The following is a 22,560-nucleotide window of genomic DNA, read 5'->3' on the forward strand; positions in this document are numbered from 1 at the left end:
CAAGTGGGATTGAAATGATGGCTGGGCTAATAATTACTGACCATCATATATTTTGCCGGTGCGGTAATCTGTCCATGCAGGTTCGAACGCCTGTAATGTTTTTTCATATTTTCTCACAGCAATAGTATCGCAGCAGAACATATCTTTTGAATCAGCATCCATAACAATTCTGATTATCGAATTTCTCAACGCCTGATTTTCAGGTTTAAATTTCAACGGCTTTTTCGTCTGCGAGTCAAGAACGTCTTTGTGAATCATTACGCCATCATCGCTCAACACCAAATGCGAACCTCGTGAACCACTGCCGGCTTCCAGCAATGCCGCAGCAGCCTTCAAATACGCAATACTCGCAAGCGATAATTGTTCAGCCTGGACAGCAGAGATAATCTCGTCAGCGTTTTTTGCCACGATGCCTTTCCTTTTTATATCCTGATAAATTTTAACCGCAGCGGCAAGAGCCTCTTTGACATCTTCCAATCTGCGTATATGGCCACCATAATTTGTCATTCTTTCCTGCAACTGGGTAATCACATCGTCGGCGGTCAAATTGAACGAGCCGGTTATCAGAGATTTTACGGATGCGATACATTTTTCCAAAGCGAGCAAATCAATATTCGCAGCAAAAACTTCCGCATCGTACGCACCTGCGATAAATTCAGCGGCTCGCTGGGCGCCGACCTGACCTGCGTTCAGTGCCGAGCCGCCAGGACGTTTAACTCCATGCGTACCCGCCATTTCGCCAATCACGAAAGTATGCTTAATGTTCGACTCCCACCATTTGTTCACGGCAAAGCCGCCGTTATTGTGCTGGGCACAGACGGAAATTTCCAATGGCTCGGTGTATAAATCTATGTCGTGCTCTTTGTAAATGTCTATCGCGGGTCTGTTCATATATTCCAGACGCTCAATCGGCAACTTCTGCATCGCGCCGGTAGCTTTTAAATAATCCAAAGCCTCCGGTTCAAGTTCTTCGATTTTAAATTCGGACATACTACTCGAACCTATCGGATTGTGCATAAAATCCATAAAGACACGTCTGCCCTTTTGGTTTTCATTGAAGACCAGCACATCTATCAGCGACGATTGAAGATTTTCAATTCGCTGCGGGTCGAACGGCCATTGATAACCTTTGAGAAATATATCAGTAGCCATTTTGCTCATCGTCGGAAAAAAATCCGTAAGGAATTCACACTCATCATTTCCATTCGCGTCGGTGCTGAAGATTCGCGGTATAACCTGCATATATGTGCCGGAAACGTTCCATCTAAATTTTGTACTCGCCAATCCAAATTGCGATTCTGTCAGATTTTCGGCAGCTAATCCAGCCTTGAACGCTACGCCGTGGATGCCTGTTTGGCCGAGTGGATAAACGCTTGTCTTGTAAAGCGTACCGGGGCCGCCTGCTGCGAGGACAAAATTTTCAGCAAGAAAAACATTTACCGCCAGATTATCGCTCGACAGTTCTTTCTTATATAAAGTAACCAATCCGACAATTCGCTCGCCTGATTTCAAAAATTCCACGGCCTCGTATCTGTCGAAAATTTCTATGCCATATCTGCGGACGATTTTTTCAAGGCACTGACTCATAAATTTGCTGGTTTTAGGCCCTGCGGATGTCGCGCGTTCATAGGGGTCGTGATCGGTTTTATAGCCGACATAAGTACCCATCGCGTTATTCGGGAACGGGACGCCCGCTTCGACGAGATTGTAAAAGCCGCGAAGTGAGCCGATTGCCTCGGCCGTGGCCAAATCATTATGGCAGCAGCCGGCGGCAGTAAGCGATTTTGCAAAACTTTCAGCGCTGTCGGCGACTTCGGGGCTTGTGCCCATTTTATAATACGTCTGCTTGTCCGAGCCACTCATTCTCGATGCGCCAAGTGGCAGGCCTGCGGTTACAACAGCGATTCGTGATGCGGAATTTTCAACTGCTTTTGCGCTGAAATATTCGTAAAGTTTTTTTGCGCAGTTCATACCGGCCGCACCTGCGCCGACAATTACAGTGTTAAATCTGTGAATTTTAACCGTTTGGTTCGCTACTTTTATTGTTTGCATTTTAAAGCCTTCTGAAATGAAATCCGCCGTCAACGTTTATTACCTGACCTGTTGAATAATCCAATCGCCCTTCAGCTACCGCACCAACCGCCTTTGCGATATCCTCCGGCAAACCCCAGCGTTTCGTCGGCAAAAGACCTTCGGCGATAAGTTTATCATATTTTTCTTTCACGACACTTGTCATATCCGTCATTATTATGCCGGGACGAATTTCAAAAACGCCGATGTTGAATTCCGCGAGTCTGTCGGCGTATAGCATCGTCATCATACTGACGCCCGCCTTGCTCAAGCAGTATTCGCCTCTTGCGGGACTGCTGGTATAAGATGACATTGACGCAGTATTGACAATGCGGAAATTTCGTTCGGGATTTTGTTTTTTCTGTTCAATCATCCAGTTGGCCACGAGCTGCGTGAGGAAATACGGGCCTTTGAGATTGATATTCATTACACGGTCAAAGCTATCCTCTGTCGCTTCGAGAATATCGACTCTCTTTGCCGGCGCGACACCTGCATTATTGACAAGCATATCGCAGCGTCCGAAATTTTTCTTCACAAATTCTACAAGCTGTTTTCTGTCCTCGGCCTTGCTGACATCGCCGCGAATAATTTTGCAGCCTTTAATTTCTGTTTGCGTTTGCTCGGCTGCGAAATCGTCCGGCTGGCCGTCTTTGAAGTCAAAATAGTTTATAACAATGTTATAGCCTAATTCAGCAAGTTCTTTAGCAACGGCTTTGCCTATGCCCCTGCTTGCGCCGGTTACTATTGCAACAGGTTTATCTTTCATTTTACACCTTTCAAAAATTCGTCAATTTCTTTTGCCGCCTTCATTCCGTCAGCAACCGCGGCGACAACGGTCGATGCACCCCTGACCAAATCACCGCCGGCGAAAACATTTTTGCGGGTAGTCGCGAAACTGTTTTTACACGTTTTTATCAGTCCGTTTTCAATTTCAACGCCCGGCAGTATTTTTTCAATTAACTCGTCCGAAGTCTGGCCAATCGCTTCTATAACAATATCCATCGGCAATTTATAAGCATTTTTTTCATCTGCGAGAGGTTTGCGTCTTCCAGATTTGTCCGGCGAAGATAATTTTGTCGGACAAACTTTGACCGCTGTCAATTTGCCGTTTTGCGATTCATAACCCAACTGATGAGTAAGCACGATAAAATGCACGCCCTGCTCCATCGCCCTGTCGCGCTCGGCAGACCAGGCGGGCATCTGTTCAAACGACCTGCGGTAAATTACATAAACATCCTCTGCGCCGAGACGTTTGGCGGTTGTCGCGGCATCCATCGCGGTATTCCCGCCGCCAATTACGGCAACTCTTTTGCCTGCAAGGTTCGGGGCTGTCGGCTGCTTTGCAAAATTTAAAAACTCCAGAGCATCGTACAAGCCATCGAGCTTTTCAGAACTTGAATTTGCGCCTTTCGGCAAACCAAGACCGACAAACGCGGCGTCGAAATTTTCTTTCATAATATCATCGAGATTAAATTTCTCATTTATTGCCGTGTTCAATCGTAAAGTCATTCTTGAATCGGGGACATCTTTGAAAATAGCCTGGATTTCCCGTTTCAACGCAATATTTTGCCTTTCGGCAGGTATGACGGATTCTATCATTCCGCCCAAATCTTTTGCTTTATCGAAAATTGTGATTTTGTGGCCGGCTTCAAGAAGCGTCGCAGCGGCGGAAAGTCCGGCGGGGCCTGCGCCGACGATTGCGATGTTTTTGCCGGTGCATTTTTCTGGTACATTGATTTTCGACCAACCGTTTTTGTTTGCCTGCTCGGCTAAATATTTTTGAATGTCCGCAATCGGCAGCGCGGCATCGCCTATGAATTTTTGCAGACAATTTCCCTGACACTGCTGCTCAACCGGACACAGCCATGCGCAAACCTCCGGCAAAATATTCGCACTGCGGATTGTCTCGTATGCGGCTTCCTCATCGCCGGCAAGAAACTGCTTTATGAACAAGGGAATATCTATTCCCGCCGGGCAGCCAAGCTGACATGTCGGCTCCTGACATTGCAAACAATTCTGCGAAAGCCTTTGCAGGTTCACTTTATCGCTCATTCTGCCGTGTTTGAAAATCGGGCCGTAAATTTTATTGTCGCGGACAACGCAGCCTGCGGTTTGGCCGTCACGCATCAATTGTGTGCACGCGCTGCATCCGACGCAGACTTTGTTTTTGTCGAGTTTGCCTTTTGTGAGAATGTCCTTTGCGAAATCGGGATACGCGAACGCCATTCGGCCTGCGCCGATGATTTTCGATTTGCCGGTTTGTTTGCTTGCGGCGGCGATGTTGCCCATAAGCTCACGCAGCCAACTATAACCTGTGCCGACAATCGCGATATCGGGAAATTCTTTTTGAATTTCGCCGGCAAGATTTATCAACCGCTCGACCCCCTGCAATGGATGATGCGGTTCTTCATACGCGCCTTTAATCGGCAGATTGAATGGCCTGCCGACGTGCGGATTATAATAAGGATTGGCTATCGTAAAATTAATCAGCCTTACTCCCCTGTCCATTAACAGCTTCACTAATTTCTTCGGCTCTGTCAAATCCGGCTTTGTATAATCATTCTCGTCAACGCCCCAGCCGTACGGGAATGGAATCGCATCGTAAAAACCAAGACGCAAACAAATTTCTATTTTGCCACCGAGTTCAGCCTTTATCTTGTCAACAACCTCAAGCAGAAATCTTGTTCTGTTTTCAAAAGACCAGCCGTATTTGCCGGCTCTGTTTCTGCTTGCCAAAATCTCATTAATTAAATAACCGTGGCAGGATTTAATATCAACCGCGTCAAAACCCGCTTCATAGGCAAGTCGGGCGGCTTTGACATAAGCAAGCTGAAGATTATCAAGGTATTCATCAGTTACGATATTATCATCTGTAACCTTGCTCTGTTTGTTCGTATTAGGTTTTGGTTCCGGAACAAGCGCATCACGATACGGGTCTCTTTGTAGAATCAGCGGATTTGCGGTGCCCGTCGGTTTGCTGTATCTGCCTGAATGGGTCAACTGCGCGACGATTACAGGATTATGGTTTTGCCCCATACTTTGCTTTGCGGAATCGCGCATCATTTTGACCATCTGCACGAAATCGTCTTTGCTTTGTTCGTTGAGCCAAAGCTGTCTGGGGTTCGCTCTGCCTTCGGGGACAACCGCTATCGCTTCTGCCCACAACAGGCCTGCGCCGCCGGCAGCAAATCTTTTGTATCGTCGCATCGTAAGTTCAGACGGTCGGCCAAGCGAATCGCCGTCCGCGCCTTCCATCGGGTGAACGGCCAGCGAATTGGGAATCAATAAACCGCCCGCCTTGACAGGTTCTGCCAAAATTGAAACATCTTCTGTCGCATCAATATTACAGCCGATTTGGCCGCATAAAGATTTGAAACCATTAACGTCTGTAAGTTTAAATTTCCAGTCATTCATACGTTTAAGTCTAAACACAGGAAGCGATTATGTCTTTGCGTAAACGGTAAATTTGGATTTGCGTTTTAGGCATTTTTCTTGATTTTTACTATAACCATTGATATAATAACATATTATGAAAAGTGAAAATATCAATAAAATTACACTTCCAGACAACGGCATAATCGTTCAGAGCAGAATTAACCGGCCTGACAGCGGACATAACTTCCACAGCCATAACTATTTAAGCATACTTTTTGTCGTATCGGGACATGGCATTCTACAACTGGCGGACAAAAACTACGACCTGAAGCCTGACACAATCGTTGCGCTCAATGCGGGACTTTTACATAAATTTTCAGACAAACCAAAAAAGCAAATGACCGTGTTCTCGATTTATTTCGATGTCGCTCAAACCGGCGCTAACAAATATATCGTCGATTATCTCTTTAGTTCGAACGAGCCGTTTGTGCTGCCTTTTTATTACGCCGAGCAGACGAGGAAAAATTTAAGGCAGATGCTCTATGAACAACTGAAAAAACCGCCCGGCTACAAACTCGGTATAAATCATATTTTTAACATCACCCTGCTGAATATATACCGAGCGAAACTTGTTTTTTCGCAAAATACCGATTTACACACAAACAACAACAACGCCAGAGTTCAGGCCGCCCTTGAGTATATCGCAGCCAATTCACACGAACAGTTTTCACTGAATGATGCCGCAAAAATGGCCGGCGTTTCCCATAGGCAATTTACAAAACTATGCAGAATCCAGGCCGGCAAAAGTTTTGTCAAATTTCTCAACCAGAAAAGATGCGAAAAAGCAAGAAAACTAATAATCGGTACGGATGCATCTATCGCGTCAATCGCTTTTGAAGCAGGTTATGAGGATTTATCGACATTTTATCGGGCATTTAAAAGCATTTACAAGGCAACGCCTTTGTCGTTGAAAAACAAGGCAACTGAACATTAAAATGCTAAATTTTTTGTATTTTTTTTCAATTTTGTTATTATATTTGGAATTGAATACCGATTTACAAGGTAAGCATAATATTTAAGGATTATTACATTGCGAAGAATTATAGTTCATGAAGGCGCAGAGCAGCTAACCTACGAAATACGCGAAATCGTGGCCGTTGCGCAGCAACTTGCCAAACTCGGCGTAAATATCACCTGGGAAAATATTGGCGACCCTATCCAGAAAGGCGAAAAACTGCCGGCGTGGATAAAAGAAATCGTTACCAAACTCGTCAGCGAAGACCGAACCTACGGCTATGTTGAAACTGCGGGCGTATTGGCGACCAGAGAGTTTCTGGCCAATCAGGTCAACCAGCGAGGCGGATGCCAAATCACCAGCAACGATATCGTTTTATTCAACGGACTCGGCGATGCTGTCGCAAAAATTTTCGGATTCCTTAAACGCGAAGCTCGCGTAATCGGCCCGTCGCCGGCGTATTCGACGCACTCATCGGCTGAAGCGGCTCATTCAGGTTATGAACATCTGACTTATTCGCTTGACCCGCACAATAAATGGATGCCGGATTTACATGATTTGGAAAATAAAGTTAAATACAACGATTCCATCGCGGGAATACTGTTAATCAATCCCGACAACCCGACAGGCGCGGTTTATCCGCCTGATGTACTCAAGAAAATGGTGGACATCGCACACCGTTATAAATTGTTTATCGTCTGTGACGAGATTTATATCAGTCTTGTATATAATGGCAGCCAGACTTTGCACCTTAGCCAGGTAATCGACAATGTGCCGGGTATCGCACTGCGTGGCATATCAAAAGAATATCCATGGCCGGGCGCTCGCTGCGGCTGGATTGAGATTTTCAATCAGGATAAATTTCCGATGTTCCGCCGATATATCAAGAGTATTATCAACGCCAAGATGCTTGAGGTTTGCTCGACGAGTCTGCCGCAGTTTTCTATCCCGCTTGTTATGGGAGACAGCCGATACGAGGATCATGTGAAGCAGAGAAGCCTTATGTACGGCAGGCGAGCACAGGAAGCGGCGGATATCTTATCGAAGGTTAAGGGAGTTACAGTTGTCAAACCACAGGGCGCTTTTTATATGACAATCCTGTTCGATGATAATTCGCTCAAAAGCAGTCAGACACTGCCAATAAAGAATCCCGATGCAAAGAAATTTGTCGAAGACAAAGTGCATGGCGTTGAAGTTGACAAGCGGTTTGTTTATTATCTGCTGGGAGCAACCGGCATTTGTGTAGTTCCGCTGACGGGGTTCTGCTGCAACCTTAAAGGCTTCCGCGTAACACTGCTGGAAAGCGACGACGAAAAACGGCTGTGGACGTGGCAGACAATTGCTGAAAGCATTAAGGCATATTTAAACTCTTAATGGAACATCCAAAATTCATTTTGGCAACTTTAGAGTTCAGCCAACCAGTTTGTGGCAAATATAGCCAAATCTTTTATATCAACAATACCGTCAGATGACGGAATTGGTGCAATATCGGCGTTATACATTCCTCTTTGCAGCCATTGATTGGCGAATTCATAAAGCTGGTTGTAATCGCCCTGCCAGTTCTCGGCAAAATCTGCGAAATCCAGAAAGTTCACAATGCCATCGCCGCCGTCCGGTGCGGTATCGAAAGACAGTTTTGTAAGCATCCATTGTTTGGCAAAGTAAGAATAATCAATAAAATCTACGCCGTCAGGACATGCAACATCACCAATCAAAACCGGCTCCCACTGGAATTTCGGATAATCTGTACTATCGCAAATCCGCCAGATATTCACAAAATCCCAATTGACATTTTTATATGTCGAGGCAGTTTTCATCTGTACCGTAGTAAGGCCGGTGCCGCCAAAACTCGATTGCCTGCCGCTGGTTTCCACATCCCAAAAAGAATTAATTGTTTCGCCGTCAGGCTCTGAAAAATCCAGGCCAACCAGGCCGCCGACATTTGAGGAACCATTTACTGCACCAGTCGAATAACAATTTTCTATTATAGCGACCACAGAGGACGATGCATTTGTTCCGCAAAGACCGCCGACCTGTGAATCGCCGGTAACGTTCGCGTTTGAATAACAATTTACAACATTTTTTGAGTTATCTCCGACAAGACCGCCGGCACTTTTATTCGCAAATGAGCCGCCATCTCTGCCTAAAACACTGCCTTTCGAAAGACATTCCGAAATCTGACCATAATTGTCGCCGGAAAGTCCGCCAACATAATTATCCGCAATAACATTGACATTAGCCAAACACTGAATTATTTCGCCATCCGACTGATTTGTGGCCACAAGTCCGCCGACATTTCGAATACCGGTTACTTCAATATTATCTGCATAACAAAGAGACAGCCTGCCATAATTATAACCCACTACTCCACCAATATATTGATTGCCTTTTATCGAAGAACCGGAAACGCTGCATCCGGTAACATTGGCATCTACAACACGACAAGCCAGAATACCTGCGCCGTTTCCTGAACCAATATCAATTTGTGCATTCATTAAGTGGACATTAATAATAAGTCCGCCATCATCGATGTAGCCGAAAAGCCCAACGTTGCTTGCCGCTTTAATATAAGTAAAATTATATATAGTGCAACCATTGCCATCGAAAACACCTGTAAATGGATACCTGTAATCCGGTGCAATGATATTATATTTATCTGGCGCAAAGACAGACATATCTATATCCGCTGTCATTCTGAAATATGACGCCCAATCTTCGGAATTGGCGCCAATGGCGTTCATATCCTGCGGGGTTGCGATACGATATGGGTCTTCCGGAGTACCTGTTCCGCCGGAGTATTTTTGCACAGCAGAAGAAACAACATTAATCGTATAATCCTCCGTTTCGCCGTACAGAACCGAACCACAAGGAGCAAGGGCATCTTCCGAAGTATCGACAATGCGCACTCTCATAGTTGTATCGCCGGCAACTGCGTCCGCAGGAGGCGTAATCGATGCGGTGTATGGCCCGGCAGGAGCGCCGGCAGTCGTGATAGTTTCGCCGATATCGTCGAAATCATTGTCGTGATTCCAGTCTATCCAAATGCCGCACTGGTCGTTCTCATAAGGCTTGCCATTCGTTACTGTAATCGGATAACTTGTGCCAATATTCATCGACGTTGAGAGACTTGTATAATCAGCGTAGCCAGTCGAACCGGTAGAGTTGTCAATAGAGCCGACAACAACACGGCTTATATATTCATAGTCTGTCAAATAAGCCAGTGCGGAACAGTAATCAATGCCGCTGTCATAATACAATTTAATCCACCAGTAGTCGATGTAGCTTGTATAGCTATAATAATCTTTCCCCCGCAGTCCCCACGCTTGCGCAAGAGGCTGACCATTGAAAGTTGAAATGCCGGTAACAGTACGATTGACAGATGAAAATAAATTTTCCTCTAAATTATGGGTTATCGAACCAGTTTCATTTTCCAAATCAATGTCCACTTTACCCTGCACCACTACCTGATAATGCAAATCAATGCTTGTAACGGTATAAGGGTACGGAAAGCCATTATAATTGATATAGCTGTATTTCCATGTAGAGCGAAGATATACATCCATCCCTTCATCGGCATATTCACAAGCTATCTCGGATGCCGACTGCGAGGAATTCAGGCCAAGGAGCGGCTCAACCAAAAGAAACTCGCGGAGTATTCTTATCTGCGCTCCGTTATCGGCAAGCTGATTCGCAAGCTCCGCTAAAATCTGTAAACGTACAGAGCCGTTGTCGAAATATTCAATTTCGCTGCCGGGAGCCAACGGCAAAGCTTCAATATCTTCAAGTGAAAATGTTTGGGAAGGAACAATTTGCACTTCTACATATTCAGTATTCTTCACACTCTCCTGCGCAAAGAGAAATGAACATGAGCACACAATCAATAATGACACATACGCTAAATAACACCTTCTCATTCCTATACCTCCTAAATACTAAATTATAATTATACAAATTGCCCTTTTTTGTGTCCAGAAAAAAAAGAGGGTAAAAAAAAGCTGGAAAAATCGAATAATATTTGTAGAATCTGCTGTTTCTATTAAATCTGGTTCCCCGCTCGTGCGGGAATGACGCATACAGAAAAGTATGGAAACTTGTAATGAAATTTATACTAATTGATAAAATAGTTAAAATAGAAGCCGGTAAAGAGATACAGACGGTCAAGAATGTATCCCTGTCGGAAGAGTACCTGAGCGACCATTTCCCCATTTTTCCGGTGCTGCCGGGCGTTTTTCTGCTGCAAGGGCTGGTTGAATCGGCCTGCTGGCTTGTTCGGCACAGCGAAAACTTTGCGCATAGTATGGTATTGCTAACTCAAGCAAAAAATGTAAAATACAAAAGCTTTGCCGCTCCGGGGATGAATATCCAATATACCGTAACGGCTAAAAGCATCGAAGAAAACCTAAGCTCGTTTTTGGGAGTTGGAGTCTGCAATGACGGTCAGGCTATCGTCGAAGCAAGATTCAGTCTGCGGCATTTTAACCTCGCAGAACGCGACCATAAACTTGCTCTCGAAGATTCGCATATTATTGAAAAATTGAAAGAACGTTATAAACTCTTAACAAGATAGTAATTTAGGATTTAATTTTTTTACGGAGGCCAATAATGGCAATGACACGGGATGAAATTTTTAAGCAAATACAAGTAGTGCTGGTTGATGCTCTTGGAGTTGACGAAGAAGAAGTTACACCAGAAGCAAAGCTGATGGGCGACCTCGGCGCAGAGAGCATCGATTTTCTTGATATAGTATTCCGTATGGAAAAGGCCTTCAGTTTAAAAATACCGCGCGAGGAACTTTTCCCGGCTGAAAATATTATTACCAATAAAGATTATGTCAGCAACGGCAAACTCACTCATCTGGGTATTGAAGAGTTGAGGAAAAGTATGCCGCATACCGATTTCACGGATTTTGTCGATGACCCATCGATAAGCAAAATCGGCGATTTGTTCACAGTTGACGTATTGGTTAATTTCGTTGAAGGCAAACTAAAATAAAAAAGGAAATCAAAAATTAAAATGCAAAATTAATGATTCGGCCTTGCGGCCAAGGCTTTAATATAAGAACCTATCCCGCAGGGATTCCTTAATTTTGATTTTTAAACTTTAATTTTTAAACTAAACTATGCGTTGGATATGGATTGACAAATTTATTGAGTTTAACAGCGGCCAAAATGCTGTAGCCATAAAAAATGTAACTATGGCAGAGGAGCATCTGCACGATAATTTTCCGGGATTTCCGATTATGCCGGAGTGCCTGATGATTGAATCAATGGCGCAGACGGCGGGAATTCTTGTCGGACAGGCAAGAAATTTCAAAGAAAAGGTAATTCTCGCAAAAATCAGTAAGGCGGTATTCTTTAATTTCGTTCGCCCCGGCGACACACTCAAGATTCACGCAAAAATAGAATCCATCGCACCGGAAGCGGCATCGACGTCAGGCAAAATCACCTGCGGCGAGGAGCTAATCGCTGAAATCGATTTGATGTTCAGTCATATCGACCAGAATCTTGCAGGCAAACAATTCCCCGAAGAAAATTTCGTATTCACGGATTTGTTCGCGGTTGTTTTGAGGGCATCGGGGATTGATGCACCAGCCTGGGGAGCAGCGAAATGACGGTTTGCGTTACAGGACTCGGAGCCGCAACTTGTCTGGGCTTGAGCTATAAAGATTTGTGGGCGGGCCTTTGCAGCGGCAAAAGCGGTATCAGCAGAATCACATCGTTCGACCCGTCAAGCTTCAAATGCCAAATCGCCGGTCAAATTCCGGATTTCAGCATTCGCGATTATGTGCCAAAATCAGTTCGCAAGACAACGAAGTTAATGTCTCGCGATATTGAAATCGCAATTATCGCGGCAAACGAAGCATTCAAAGACGCAGGACTAAAAACAAAAGCGTTCGACGACGAACAGAGTATTACAATTAACCCGAAACGCAGTGCGATTATTCTCGGCGCAAATTCGATTAGTTGCGACCTTCTCGAAATCTCGCCGTCAATCGCCAAAGGCGTTGTTGACGGAAAATTCGATATACGAAAATGGGGAACCGACAGCATCGAAACAGTAACTCCCCTTTGGCTATTGAAATACTTACCAAATATGCTGGCCTGTCATATCGGAATCATTCACGATCTTCAGGGGCCGAGCAATACTATAACCTGTGCGGAAAGCGCAGGACTTTTAGCCATCGGCGAAGCGTATCAAATTATCGCACGCGGCGATGCGGAGCTGGCACTTGCCGGCGGCGGCGAATCAAAAGTAAATCCAATCGTACACATGAGACAATCGCTGCTCAAACGCGCTAATGACGATTCCAATGACAATCCGACAGAAGCGTGTCGGCCGTTCGACCAAAACGCAAAAGGCTGCATATTCGGCGAGGCGGCGGGCTGTGTTGTGCTGGAAGATTTGGACAGAGCGAAAAATCACAACGCGAAAATTTATGCACAAATTGCCGGCATCGGCCAAAGTTGTAGCATCAATACAAAATATGAAGCACTCGAGCCGGACGGCAAAGGCGTTCAATACGCAATCGAAGCGGCACTTGCCGACGCGAAGATTAAGCCGGAACAAATCGATTTAATTATTCCGCACGGAACCGGTGTTGTCGCTGATGATATCGCAGAAGCGACAGGTATTCGCAACGCTCTGGGAACTGTCGGCGAAAAAATTCCTGTATTTCCAACAAAAAGCATGGTAAGCAACAGCGGCTCCGGAGCAGGCGCAGTCGATTTTATCGTAGCGTGCTGTGCGATTAACGACGGTATAATACCGGCGGCCAAAAACTGCACAACCGTAAATAAAGAATGTAAACTGAATATCGTCAAAGAACAGATTAAAAAGAAAATCAATTACGTTCTTTGCACTGCTTATACTTATGGCGGACAGACGGCCGCTGTGATACTTAAAAATGAAAATTAAACGTTGTGAAGCGTATCTCGTGAAGCGTGAAGCGAAATGAATGATAAAACAAAAAATCGTGTTGTGATAACTGGAATGGGAATCGTATGTCCGCTGGGGCACAGTGTCGCCGAGATGTGGGACGGGATTCTGAACGTTCGCAGCGGAATGGATAAGACTACCATCTTCGACGCATCGACATATCCGACAAAATTCTGCGCGGAAGTAAAAAATTACGACTTCACAAAATACACCAAACATCCCGAACTGCACAGCAAAGGCAACCGCCACAGCAAATTCGCACTCGGTGCAGTAAACGAAGCGTGTAAGCAGGCGAAAATCGATATCGAAACAGACAGCCCGACTGACGGCATTGACCGCAGGAGAATGGGCATTTATCTGGGCGCAGGAGAAGGGCCGGTTGATACAGATATATTCTTCAATTCCATCGTACAGGGCTGGAACGAATCGACCAACACGATGGATTGGAGCAAATGGCACGAATATTCTGCCGGCAAAATGCAGCCAAGTTTTGAACTTGAACAGGAACCGAATATGCCGGCGGCGCACATTTCAATTTATACCGGCGCACGCGGACCGGTCAGAAGCTGCCTGACGGCTTGTGCGGCAAGCACGCAGGCTACCGGCGAAGCGTTCAGAATTTTGCAATCAGGTTACGCTGATATAATGATTGCCGGCGGCGCTCATTCCATGATTCATCCGTTGGGGATTATGGGATTCAACAGACTGACCGCCCTTTCGACAAGAAATGACAGCCCGACAACCGCATCCCGGCCATTCACTGAAAGCAGAGACGGATTTGTAATCGGCGAAGGCGCTGCGATTGTTATTCTCGAAACGCTCGAATCCGCAAAAAAACGCGGAGTTGAAATTCTGGCCGAAGTCATCGGCTACGGCAGCAGCAGCGATGCTTTCCGTGTTACAGATATGCACGAAGATGCTCGTGGAGCAGTCGGGGCAATTGAATCGGCACTAAAAGACGCCAATCTGACGAATAAAGACATCGATTATGTAAGCACGCACGGGACAAGCACATCGGAAAATGATTCCATTGAAACGCGGGCATTGAAAACGGTCTTTAAGGAAGAGGCGAAAAACACGCCTGTCAGCAGTATCAAGAGTATGATGGGGCATTTAATCGGCGCGGCCGGTGCGGCGGAACTGATTAGCTGTGTTTTGGCTATGCGGGACGGTGTTTTGCCGCCGACGACTAACTATAACGACCCTGACCCGGAACTCGACCTCGATTATGTGCCGAATAAGCCGAGGAAAGCCGAAATAAATATCGCAATGAAAGAATCTTTTGGCTTTGGCGGCCAGAATAATGTTGTTATAATAAGACGGTACGAAAATTAACCAAAATTAATTCCAATTGATCGGTTCTCTTATGATTGACATTAAACTAATCCGTGAAAATCCAGAGCCGTTTAAAACAGCCTGCAAAGCAAAAAATTTCTACGTCGATATCGACAGACTCCTTCAACTTGACGGCGATATCCGCAAAGCAAAGACACGCCTTCAGGAAATATCAACTGACAAAAATACGCTCGGCAAATCTATTCCAAAACTTGCCGGCGATGAAAAACAAAATCTGCTGAACAAACTCGCAGAATATAAAAACGAAGAAGCATCTCTTAACGACCAGATAAAGAAATTTCAACCGGAGTATGACGAATTGATGCTTCAGGTTCCACAGCCTGCTGATGACGATGTACCGTTTGGCAAAGATGACACAGAGAATGTCGAAATCGCAAAATGGGGCGAGATTCGTCAATTTGATTTCGAGCCGAAAGACCATATCCAGCTGGGCATGGCGTTGGATATTATAGACGTTGAAAGAGCCGTGCGTATTGCCGGCACAAGAAATTATTTCCTCAAAGGCGCAGGCGCAATGCTGCATTGGGCAATCCTCCGTTTCTGCGTCGATTATATGGTCAGCAAAGGTTACACTCCTTTTTCGGTGCCGATGCTGATGAAAAATGAAGCGATGGCAGGAACTGGTTATTATCCCGGCTCTGAAGAGCAGACATACCGTCTGGAACGCGATGAATTAAATCTTGCCGGTACTGCTGAAGTTCCGTTGACGGCTTATCACATGGGAGAGCTTCTGCCGCAGGAAAAACTGCCGCAAAAATTCGTCGGCTTGAGTACCTGCTACCGCAGAGAAGCCGGCGCAGCGGGCAAAGATACCTACGGCTTGTACAGAATCCACCAGTTCGATAAAGTCGAGCAGGTTGTGATTTGCACAAACGACCCTGCCGAAAGCGCGAAATATCACGAGGAAATCAGGACGAACTCCGAAGGCGTTATGCAGGCGATGGGAATTCCTTACCGCGTTGTAAAAGTCTGCACAGGCGACTTGGGCAGAGGTCAGGCAAAGAAATACGATATCGAAGCGTGGATGCCGTCGAGAAAAGGCTATGGCGAGACGCACAGCGCAAGCAAATTTTTCGATTTTCAGGCAAGAAGACTTAATCTGCGTTACAAAGACAACCAAACGAAGAAAAATATGTTCTGCCATACGCTGAACAATACAGTTATCGCGTCGCCGAGAGTTTTGATTCCTGTTCTTGAACTCAATCAGAACGCCGACGGCTCAATTACGGTACCTGCTTGTTTACGGCCGTATATGGGTGGAATGGAACGCATTACAAAGTAATTCAAAAATCAAAAATTAAAATGCAAAATTGAGGAATCTCTCTGCGAGAGATGCTTCTTTGATGGATGAGATTCAACAGAAAATTGACGATTTCAAAAAGTCTCTTGAATCGCCGTCGCCATTAAAAGAAACATTCCTTTACTGCCCTGCCGTTTTACCAGTTGTTGGTTTACTGTGCGGACTGGCTGTACAATTCTATTTTAATATGCCGTCTTTTATATATTTCGCAGTTTTAGTTATTGCAATAATTCTATATCTTGGCAGACACACAGGTCTGCCCCTACGTAACAATCCATATCTGATTCTTATTTGCGTTTTTTTGTGTTTCTGCTGCCTTGGCGCAATCAGATTGACAAAATTTAATATGCTGGCAAAAAATGACATACGCAATGTTATAAAAGAACCGACATTCGCACACCTCAAAGGCCAAATCATCTCAAAACCTGTAATTGTGGAAAATAACGACTGGCACTTCGCGAAATTTTATCCGTCACTGACATACACAACCTTTCTTGCAGATGTTACAGATATAAAAACCGAAACCGGCTGGGCAAAAGTAACCGGCAAGATTAAATTTTATACCAACGAACCAACGAACCGATTAAATATCGGTGATAAATTCCAGACGTTTTGCAGATTCGAGGAATTTTCCCCGCCTGACAATCCGGGACAATTCAATGTGCAAAATTATATGATGCGAAATGGCATTTTCCTCTGCGCATCGGTAAAATCAGTCAATTCTATTGCGGTATATGAAAAACAAAACATAAAATCCGGCCTTGGTATAAAATCAAAACTTAATTCGCTTGCGTCCGCATGGCTCAACGACAACCCCGAAGACCAACGGGCGAATCTGGTCGAAGCACTTGTGCTCGGAAGCAGAACGAAAATAGACAGAAAATTATACGGCGATTTTATAAACACAGGCCTTGTTCATCTGGTGTGCATTTCAGGTCTTAATGTCGGCATCTTCGCAGCAGTCGCGGGGTGGATTTCCAAAAGAGCCGGCCTGCTGCACAAAGGCAGAGCTATCGCGTGCATTGTCTCGATAACAGTTTTTCTTCTCGTCGTGCCGGCACAGTCGCCGATTCTGCGAGCTGGGATTATGTTCATAATTTTTTATCTTGCCAGACTGATTAACCGCAATTCGTTTTCCATTAATAATCTGGCGATTTCCGCATTGGTACTTTTGCTTATCAGACCGATGGATTTCTTAACGCCGAGCTTTCAATTATCCTTTATGGCAGTATTGGGAATACTGCTTTTTTATGAGCCAATTGATAATTTCTTCAAACCTGTGCGAATTTCCCCCTGGCTCAAATGGTTGCTTAGTCTGCTTTCGGTGGGTTTTGCGGCGTGGATTGCCGTTGCGCCGATTATCGCGTTTCACTATTATCAGCTTCAGCTATTCGCTCCCATCTGGACGGTGCCTGCTTCAATCCCGACAACTTTTATGATTGTGCTTGGAACATTTAAAATCATCATCACTCCCCTGCTGCCGAGTGTCGGGATTATTATTGGATACGTTCTGAATTTTTCCGCGGCGGTGCTTTCATATCTTGTTACGGTTTTTGCCAAAGTGCCTTTTTCAAATATCACCATCGGCGGCATTTCGATTAGTTTTATTTTCGCTTTTTACGCACTTCTTTTTTTATGGAAATTCTTGCCGCATAAAAAATTTATTTATCCTTCAGCTATGATAATTTTGGTAACGGCGGCGGTTATTTTTGTTAATCATTTAAAAAAACAAAATCAATTGCAGATAGCCGTTTTATCTGTCGGCCACGGCCAATGCTGCATACTCACTCCGTCGGACAGCAGCAGTATTATTATCGACGCAGGGTCGATAACGAAAGCCAATCTCGGTGAAAAAATTATAAATCCATATTTAAATTATTCGGCAATCAGCAAAATTGATTCGGTATTCATCAGCCACGATGACATTGACCATTTCAACGGCCTGCCCGAAATATCCGGCAAACGCCCTTTTGCCAATGTTTATACAACAAATCAATTAATCAGCAGCACTTCAAATACGGCGATTGAGTTACAACACATTTACAATCTCATGCCCACTCCGGAGAAAATTCAGTATGGCAATTTTGCAATCACACGATTGTGGCCGAAGGATATTGATACGGATTTATCTGACAATGAATCGTCTCTTGTTCTTTTGGCTGAATATCACGGCAGAAAGATCCTGTTTTGCTCGGACATTACAGCAGATGTGCAAAATCAGATTATGACATCATATCCGCAGCTTGATATCGATGTATTAATCACTCCCCACCATGGCTCGGCAAGAACTACGGACAATAATTTTATCAGCTTTTTCAAACCTGAATATTTGATTACAAGTTCCGGAGATACCGATTTTGGCAGGACAAGCGCAGCAATACGAGATTTTAAAAACAGTTTCTATACGTTTGCGGATGGGTCTGTTTTTGTTAAGATTGATTCTAAAGGAACAATCAAACTTAGTTCTCTGAAAAAACCAGAATAGGATAAAATATAAACGGCAGCAGACAAAGGCCAATACCAAATAATATTCCCCTGCCGTAGGCTTCAGCAATGCCGATTGAAAAATAAAACATAAACGCAAGATATACGAACGGTATGCCGCCAAGCAGAACAGCCGCAAGTCCCCATACACCTGATTTGTCACCTGTTTCAGCCAGTGTCCACTCGTGAAATACAGGAATCATCGCAGCCCACGGAGACTCGCCTGCCCGATGAAATACAACAGCTTTTGAAAGTCTGGAAGCCGCAAATAAAACAAGTAAAACAACCAAAGATTTTTTCAGTTTGACAATTATTTTGTACGCCAAAGAACTTCCAAAACTTGAAGTAATCTGTCTGCATTCGGAAGACTCAAAACGTATCGGCGAATCGCCTCTCGTATAGAAATTCAGCCCTATGATTTCAAATTTATCAGATTTTTGTGAAATAATTGTAACAATGTTTATGGCCTGATTCAATTGCTGGCTGTGGCCAAACATAAAAAAATTACCTTGCGGTTCCTGCACAGACAGACTGTTTGAAAGCATATAATTTGAATTCCAATTGCTTTTGAAAGTGTCAATTAAAGGCTTGAGCACTGTGTTTGAGTCCTGCTGCTGAAGCTCTTGTGTCAGCATCGGAGAAATTTCGTTAACATCGCCTTTGGACATCGTATCTATAAACCTGCTTGCGAAAACCTCGGCCAACTTAACCTGTTGTTTGGAAGCTGCCTTTTTTTTCTCCACTGAACCTATTTTTATATTAGCAACTATTCCAAAAACAATAATTAATATTGACATTACTATCAGCGCAGCTATCGGCAAATCAGTTTCTGTTTTTTTCACCTTCGTTTTTTGGGGCCTAATGCCAATTCGTTCGCCGGGGTCTGTCTTATTTTCAATTTCTTTTTGCACTATTGTTTGTTGTAATTCCGGCGGAAGATCAACAGGTTTTGCCTGTTTTTCCATCGCTAACAGACTTTGAACGTCATCAACAGGCTGCGGTATTGGTTGCGGCACCTGCGGCTGCGGAGCGGCAGGCTGTACGGCGTCAACAGTAAGAGGATTTTTACAATTCGGACATCTGACACGTTTGCCGGCGTATTCAGACGACACAGCTATTTTTTTATTGCATAACGGACAATAAACTTTGATTAGATTCTTCGGCCGTTCTTCTTGTGAAATTTTTTGAGTTGAAACGCTTACGGAAGCGCTGCATTTGGGACAGCGAACATTTCTCCCAGCGTATTTATCATCTACCGCTTTTTTTAAACCGCACGAACTACACTCAAATGCTACCACTTTTCCCTCCGGCTGTAAAAAGACAGAGGAATTATAGCGTAATGTGGATTAAAAGGCAATAGATTTCTGATATGTGTACTAAATTATATTGTTACGGAACCAAAAAGATATCTTTATCGCCGGTTGGCGTTTCTGTGCCGTTATAAGTATCGCGTCCCTGAAGTGTGAAGATGTCGTCGTTGTCGTTAAAAACTCGCTGCGATGTAAATTTGACGCTTCCATCGCTGAACATAATGTTCTGGCCTCTGCCGCGGTGACTTTTGCTGTTTGCCCTCCGCAATTTTTCATTCAACTGCACAGGATTAAATTCCGCGTTTGACATATTTTTGGGGCATTTTACGCACGTCTCGAATATCGGATTGGCGTCCGACATCAAAGGCGACGATAAACTCGGCATTCTGGCATTGTTCATATCGCTAATCAATTTAAAGCTGTATGTGATGTAGCGTCTGTCGGGAAAATCAGGAAGCGACTGAATCTGTTCCGTTTCGAGTACAGGCAGACTTTTATTGCGATTGCCGGGACAGATGAAAGATTTGGGATTTACATAATTGCGTTTTACGAGGAGCCAGACGTGGCGGGTGTTGGATTGGTTTTGGGGTTGCGTTGAGCCGACCTTCCACCAGGGATTGCCTGCGCGTGTCTGTACTGCGGGTAAAAAGCCCTGATTATCGCCGGCGTATTGCGCAACACTTTTTGAAACACTGTTGAGGTTCGCCTGGCAAGCAGTCTGCCATGCCTGCGCACGCATTTGTCTTGTTATAGGAACGAAAAGACCGGAAAGTATAACAATCGCGGCGGCAACCGATATCGCTTCAGAAAAACTCCGCCAAAAACTCGGACGCTTTGTAACGATTTTTTCGCTTTCATTCGCCAGCAATTGGCCAAGTTTATTCGCAGATGAGGCATTGACGGATTGATGATTGTAAAGTTTTTCAAGTGTTTGTTCTACGAGATGATCGGGGCAAGATTGTTGTGTGTGAGTGTCGAGCTGCTCAAGAGCAGACAATGAATGATGCAGCTTGTCGTAAAACTCACGCGCACCGCAATCCGTCAGCAAAAGTTTTTTGGCAGTATCCGACTCATCCTGATTGGCACATTCAAAATAATAATCGAGCAGTATATCCTGCTGCTGTTTACTAAGTGTTTTCATTTACTAATTCTCATTCGAAGTGGACAACTTCCATTTTTTGGTAAAATATACTATCGCTGTATGCAGTCGGCTCTTGACCGTTCCTATTGGTATACTCAAAATGTCCGCCATTTGTTTGTAAGAAAATTGCTCAAAATACGATAAAATTAAAATTTCTCGCAGATTTTCCGGCATTTCCGATATTATTTTCCGTACATTTTCAGCTTGTTCTGTTTTTGCGGCTTCATCATAAGGCGTTATTTCATAAGAAGTTAAAGAGTTTACAACATCATCAACGCTTAAATCGGCTGAATCGCTCATTGCTCCGATGGACACGGTGTCGTGCCGCTGCTGTTTGCGGAGAGCGTCGCGAGCCTTATTGGCGGCAATTGTGAAAAGCCATGGCCGCAACGGCTTGTCTTTTTCAAAAGTATGCCGGCTGCGATAAAGCTGTAAAAATGTTTCCTGAAATGTCTCTTCGACAAGCTGCTGCTGATTCAAAAATCGTCTCAAAAATGCGTAAAGCGGGTCTTTATAGCGTTTTACGATTTCCTGAAATGCATCCTTGTCGCCGGAAATATACCTGCGGAGCAACTCCTGCTCATCAACGCTATTATTATTATGTTCCGCCGTTTTTTCCATTCACGAATCATTATAATGTCAAAACGTGAAAAGTAAAAGACAAAAAAGCACCTCTAATTATACTCCTGCCGATTCGGCGTGATAACTGCTGCGGGTAAACGGCGACGACATAACCCAGCTAAAGCCGAGCTTTTTCGCATAATCCGCCCAATGCGCAAACTTATCTGGATGAACATATTCGACAACATCGAGCGATGTTTTCGAAGGCCGAAGATATTGGCCAATCGCGAGCCTGTCGCAATTTACACTTCGCAAATCCTTTAATACCTGCTCAATTTCTTCATCTTTTTCGCCGAGTCCGAGCATAATCGATGATTTCGTCGGACAATCAGGCCATTTATTTTTCGCTTCCTGTAAAAGATTTAAAGATTCCCGATAATTCGCGCCGCTGCGAGCAATTGAATAAAGCCTCGGCATAGTTTCAACGTTATGGCCGAACACAAAAGGTAAAGCATCTGCCAAAACATCAAGAGCTTTTTGCCGACAGTTTTTGAAGTCCGGCACAAGAAGCTCAAATTTCACCTCGCTGTCCATATCGCGAACAGCTTTCATAACATCTACAAAATGTCCAGCCCCACCATCCGGCAAATCATCTCTTGTTACACTTGTTATCACTAAATATTTTATTTTAAGTTCTTTCGCAAGCTCGGCAACTCTTTGCGGCTCGGTCGCATCCGGCGGTAAAGGTTTGCCTTTTATTACCGAGCAGAATTTACAATTTCGTGTGCATATATTGCCGAGAATCAGAACCGTGGCCGTGCCTTTTGACCAGCATTCGCCCTGATTGGGACAATTTGCGTTGGTGCAGATGGTTTCTATGCCAAGCTGTTTGATTGTCGAACTTGTGCTGTTAAAGCAGTTTCCGGCCGGCATAGGCCTTTTGAGCCATTCCGGCAAACGTCGTTTGATTTTGTCAGTCATTATTAGCAGTCTTTCGGCTTGAGCTGTCAAG

General features: G+C 44.5%; 17 protein-coding genes. 9 read left to right on the top strand and 8 right to left on the bottom strand.

What is annotated here, in order from left to right; genetic code table 11:
• Window positions 1-33 precede the first annotated feature (33 nt).
• Genes LLF92_11920 through LLF92_11930 form a run of 3 tightly spaced genes read right to left on the bottom strand, consistent with a single transcriptional unit; the run spans window position 34 to window position 5,484 of the window.
• A complete protein-coding gene (locus LLF92_11920; GenBank protein ID MCE5341812.1) occupies window positions 34-2,052 on the bottom strand; it encodes an FAD-binding protein in 2,019 nt (672 codons plus the stop codon).
• Between the two features lies 1 nt (window position 2,053).
• Entirely contained in the window at window positions 2,054-2,836 is a 783-nt protein-coding gene (locus LLF92_11925; protein ID MCE5341813.1) for a 3-ketoacyl-ACP reductase, read from the bottom strand.
• Window positions 2,833-5,484, bottom strand: coding sequence for an FAD-dependent oxidoreductase (locus LLF92_11930; protein MCE5341814.1), 2,652 nt, complete (start codon window positions 5,482-5,484; stop codon window positions 2,833-2,835). The genes LLF92_11925 and LLF92_11930 overlap by 4 nt, the downstream gene beginning before the upstream one ends.
• Before the next feature lie 115 nt (window positions 5,485-5,599).
• Here LLF92_11930 and LLF92_11935 point away from each other — a divergent pair, with 115 nt between their 5' ends.
• Complete coding sequence (locus LLF92_11935) at window positions 5,600-6,439, top strand: AraC family transcriptional regulator (protein ID MCE5341815.1); 840 nt, start codon at window positions 5,600-5,602, stop codon at window positions 6,437-6,439.
• A 96-nt stretch (window positions 6,440-6,535) separates the two neighbouring features.
• Window positions 6,536-7,834 (top strand): pyridoxal phosphate-dependent aminotransferase, encoded by a 1,299-nt coding sequence (locus LLF92_11940; GenBank protein MCE5341816.1) that lies wholly within the window; start codon window positions 6,536-6,538, stop codon window positions 7,832-7,834.
• Between the two features lie 29 nt (window positions 7,835-7,863).
• Here the strand turns inward: LLF92_11940 and LLF92_11945 are convergent, their stop codons facing one another.
• Window positions 7,864-10,299 (bottom strand): GEVED domain-containing protein, encoded by a 2,436-nt coding sequence (locus LLF92_11945; GenBank protein MCE5341817.1) that lies wholly within the window; start codon window positions 10,297-10,299, stop codon window positions 7,864-7,866.
• A 257-nt stretch (window positions 10,300-10,556) separates the two neighbouring features.
• Here LLF92_11945 and LLF92_11950 point away from each other — a divergent pair, with 257 nt between their 5' ends.
• The 7 genes from LLF92_11950 to LLF92_11980 all read left to right on the top strand — a co-directional run bounded on the left by LLF92_11950 (window position 10,557) and on the right by LLF92_11980 (window position 18,537).
• Complete coding sequence (locus LLF92_11950) at window positions 10,557-11,027, top strand: beta-hydroxyacyl-ACP dehydratase (protein MCE5341818.1); 471 nt, start codon at window positions 10,557-10,559, stop codon at window positions 11,025-11,027.
• Window positions 11,028-11,062: 35 nt separating this feature from the next.
• Window positions 11,063-11,452 carry an acyl carrier protein gene (locus LLF92_11955; GenBank protein ID MCE5341819.1) on the top strand — a complete coding sequence of 130 codons (390 nt, stop codon included), beginning with the start codon at window positions 11,063-11,065 and terminating at the stop codon, window positions 11,450-11,452.
• A 127-nt stretch (window positions 11,453-11,579) separates the two neighbouring features.
• Window positions 11,580-12,071: a beta-hydroxyacyl-ACP dehydratase gene (locus LLF92_11960; protein MCE5341820.1), complete on the top strand. Its 492-nt coding sequence runs from the start codon at window positions 11,580-11,582 to the stop codon at window positions 12,069-12,071.
• On the top strand, window positions 12,068-13,375 hold the full coding sequence (locus LLF92_11965) for a beta-ketoacyl-[acyl-carrier-protein] synthase family protein (protein ID MCE5341821.1): 1,308 nt from the start codon (window positions 12,068-12,070) through the stop codon (window positions 13,373-13,375). The genes LLF92_11960 and LLF92_11965 overlap by 4 nt, the downstream gene beginning before the upstream one ends.
• A 36-nt stretch (window positions 13,376-13,411) precedes the next feature.
• Window positions 13,412-14,731: a beta-ketoacyl-[acyl-carrier-protein] synthase family protein gene (locus LLF92_11970; protein MCE5341822.1), complete on the top strand. Its 1,320-nt coding sequence runs from the start codon at window positions 13,412-13,414 to the stop codon at window positions 14,729-14,731.
• 31 nt (window positions 14,732-14,762) lie between these two features.
• Window positions 14,763-16,034, top strand: coding sequence for a serine--tRNA ligase (gene serS / locus LLF92_11975; protein MCE5341823.1), 1,272 nt, complete (start codon window positions 14,763-14,765; stop codon window positions 16,032-16,034).
• A gap of 61 nt (window positions 16,035-16,095) precedes the next feature.
• Window positions 16,096-18,537: a DNA internalization-related competence protein ComEC/Rec2 gene (locus tag LLF92_11980; GenBank protein MCE5341824.1), complete on the top strand. Its 2,442-nt coding sequence runs from the start codon at window positions 16,096-16,098 to the stop codon at window positions 18,535-18,537.
• Here the strand turns inward: LLF92_11980 and LLF92_11985 are convergent.
• The 4 genes from LLF92_11985 to lipA form a co-directional block, all read right to left on the bottom strand.
• Window positions 18,512-19,834 carry a DUF5684 domain-containing protein gene (locus LLF92_11985; GenBank protein MCE5341825.1) on the bottom strand — a complete coding sequence of 441 codons (1,323 nt, stop codon included), beginning with the start codon at window positions 19,832-19,834 and terminating at the stop codon, window positions 18,512-18,514. The genes LLF92_11980 and LLF92_11985 overlap by 26 nt on opposite strands.
• A gap of 91 nt (window positions 19,835-19,925) precedes the next feature.
• Window positions 19,926-20,987: a hypothetical protein gene (locus LLF92_11990; protein MCE5341826.1), complete on the bottom strand. Its 1,062-nt coding sequence runs from the start codon at window positions 20,985-20,987 to the stop codon at window positions 19,926-19,928.
• Window positions 20,988-20,990: 3 nt separating this feature from the next.
• Entirely contained in the window at window positions 20,991-21,608 is a 618-nt protein-coding gene (locus LLF92_11995; GenBank protein ID MCE5341827.1) for a sigma-70 family RNA polymerase sigma factor, read from the bottom strand.
• Between the two features lie 57 nt (window positions 21,609-21,665).
• Window positions 21,666-22,529, bottom strand: coding sequence for a lipoyl synthase (lipA, locus tag LLF92_12000; protein MCE5341828.1), 864 nt, complete (start codon window positions 22,527-22,529; stop codon window positions 21,666-21,668).
• Window positions 22,530-22,560: the final 31 nt, after the last annotated feature.

The organism is Planctomycetaceae bacterium (genome assembly GCA_021371795.1).
In the GTDB taxonomy this organism is placed as follows: domain Bacteria; phylum Planctomycetota; class Phycisphaerae; order Sedimentisphaerales; family UBA12454; genus UBA12454.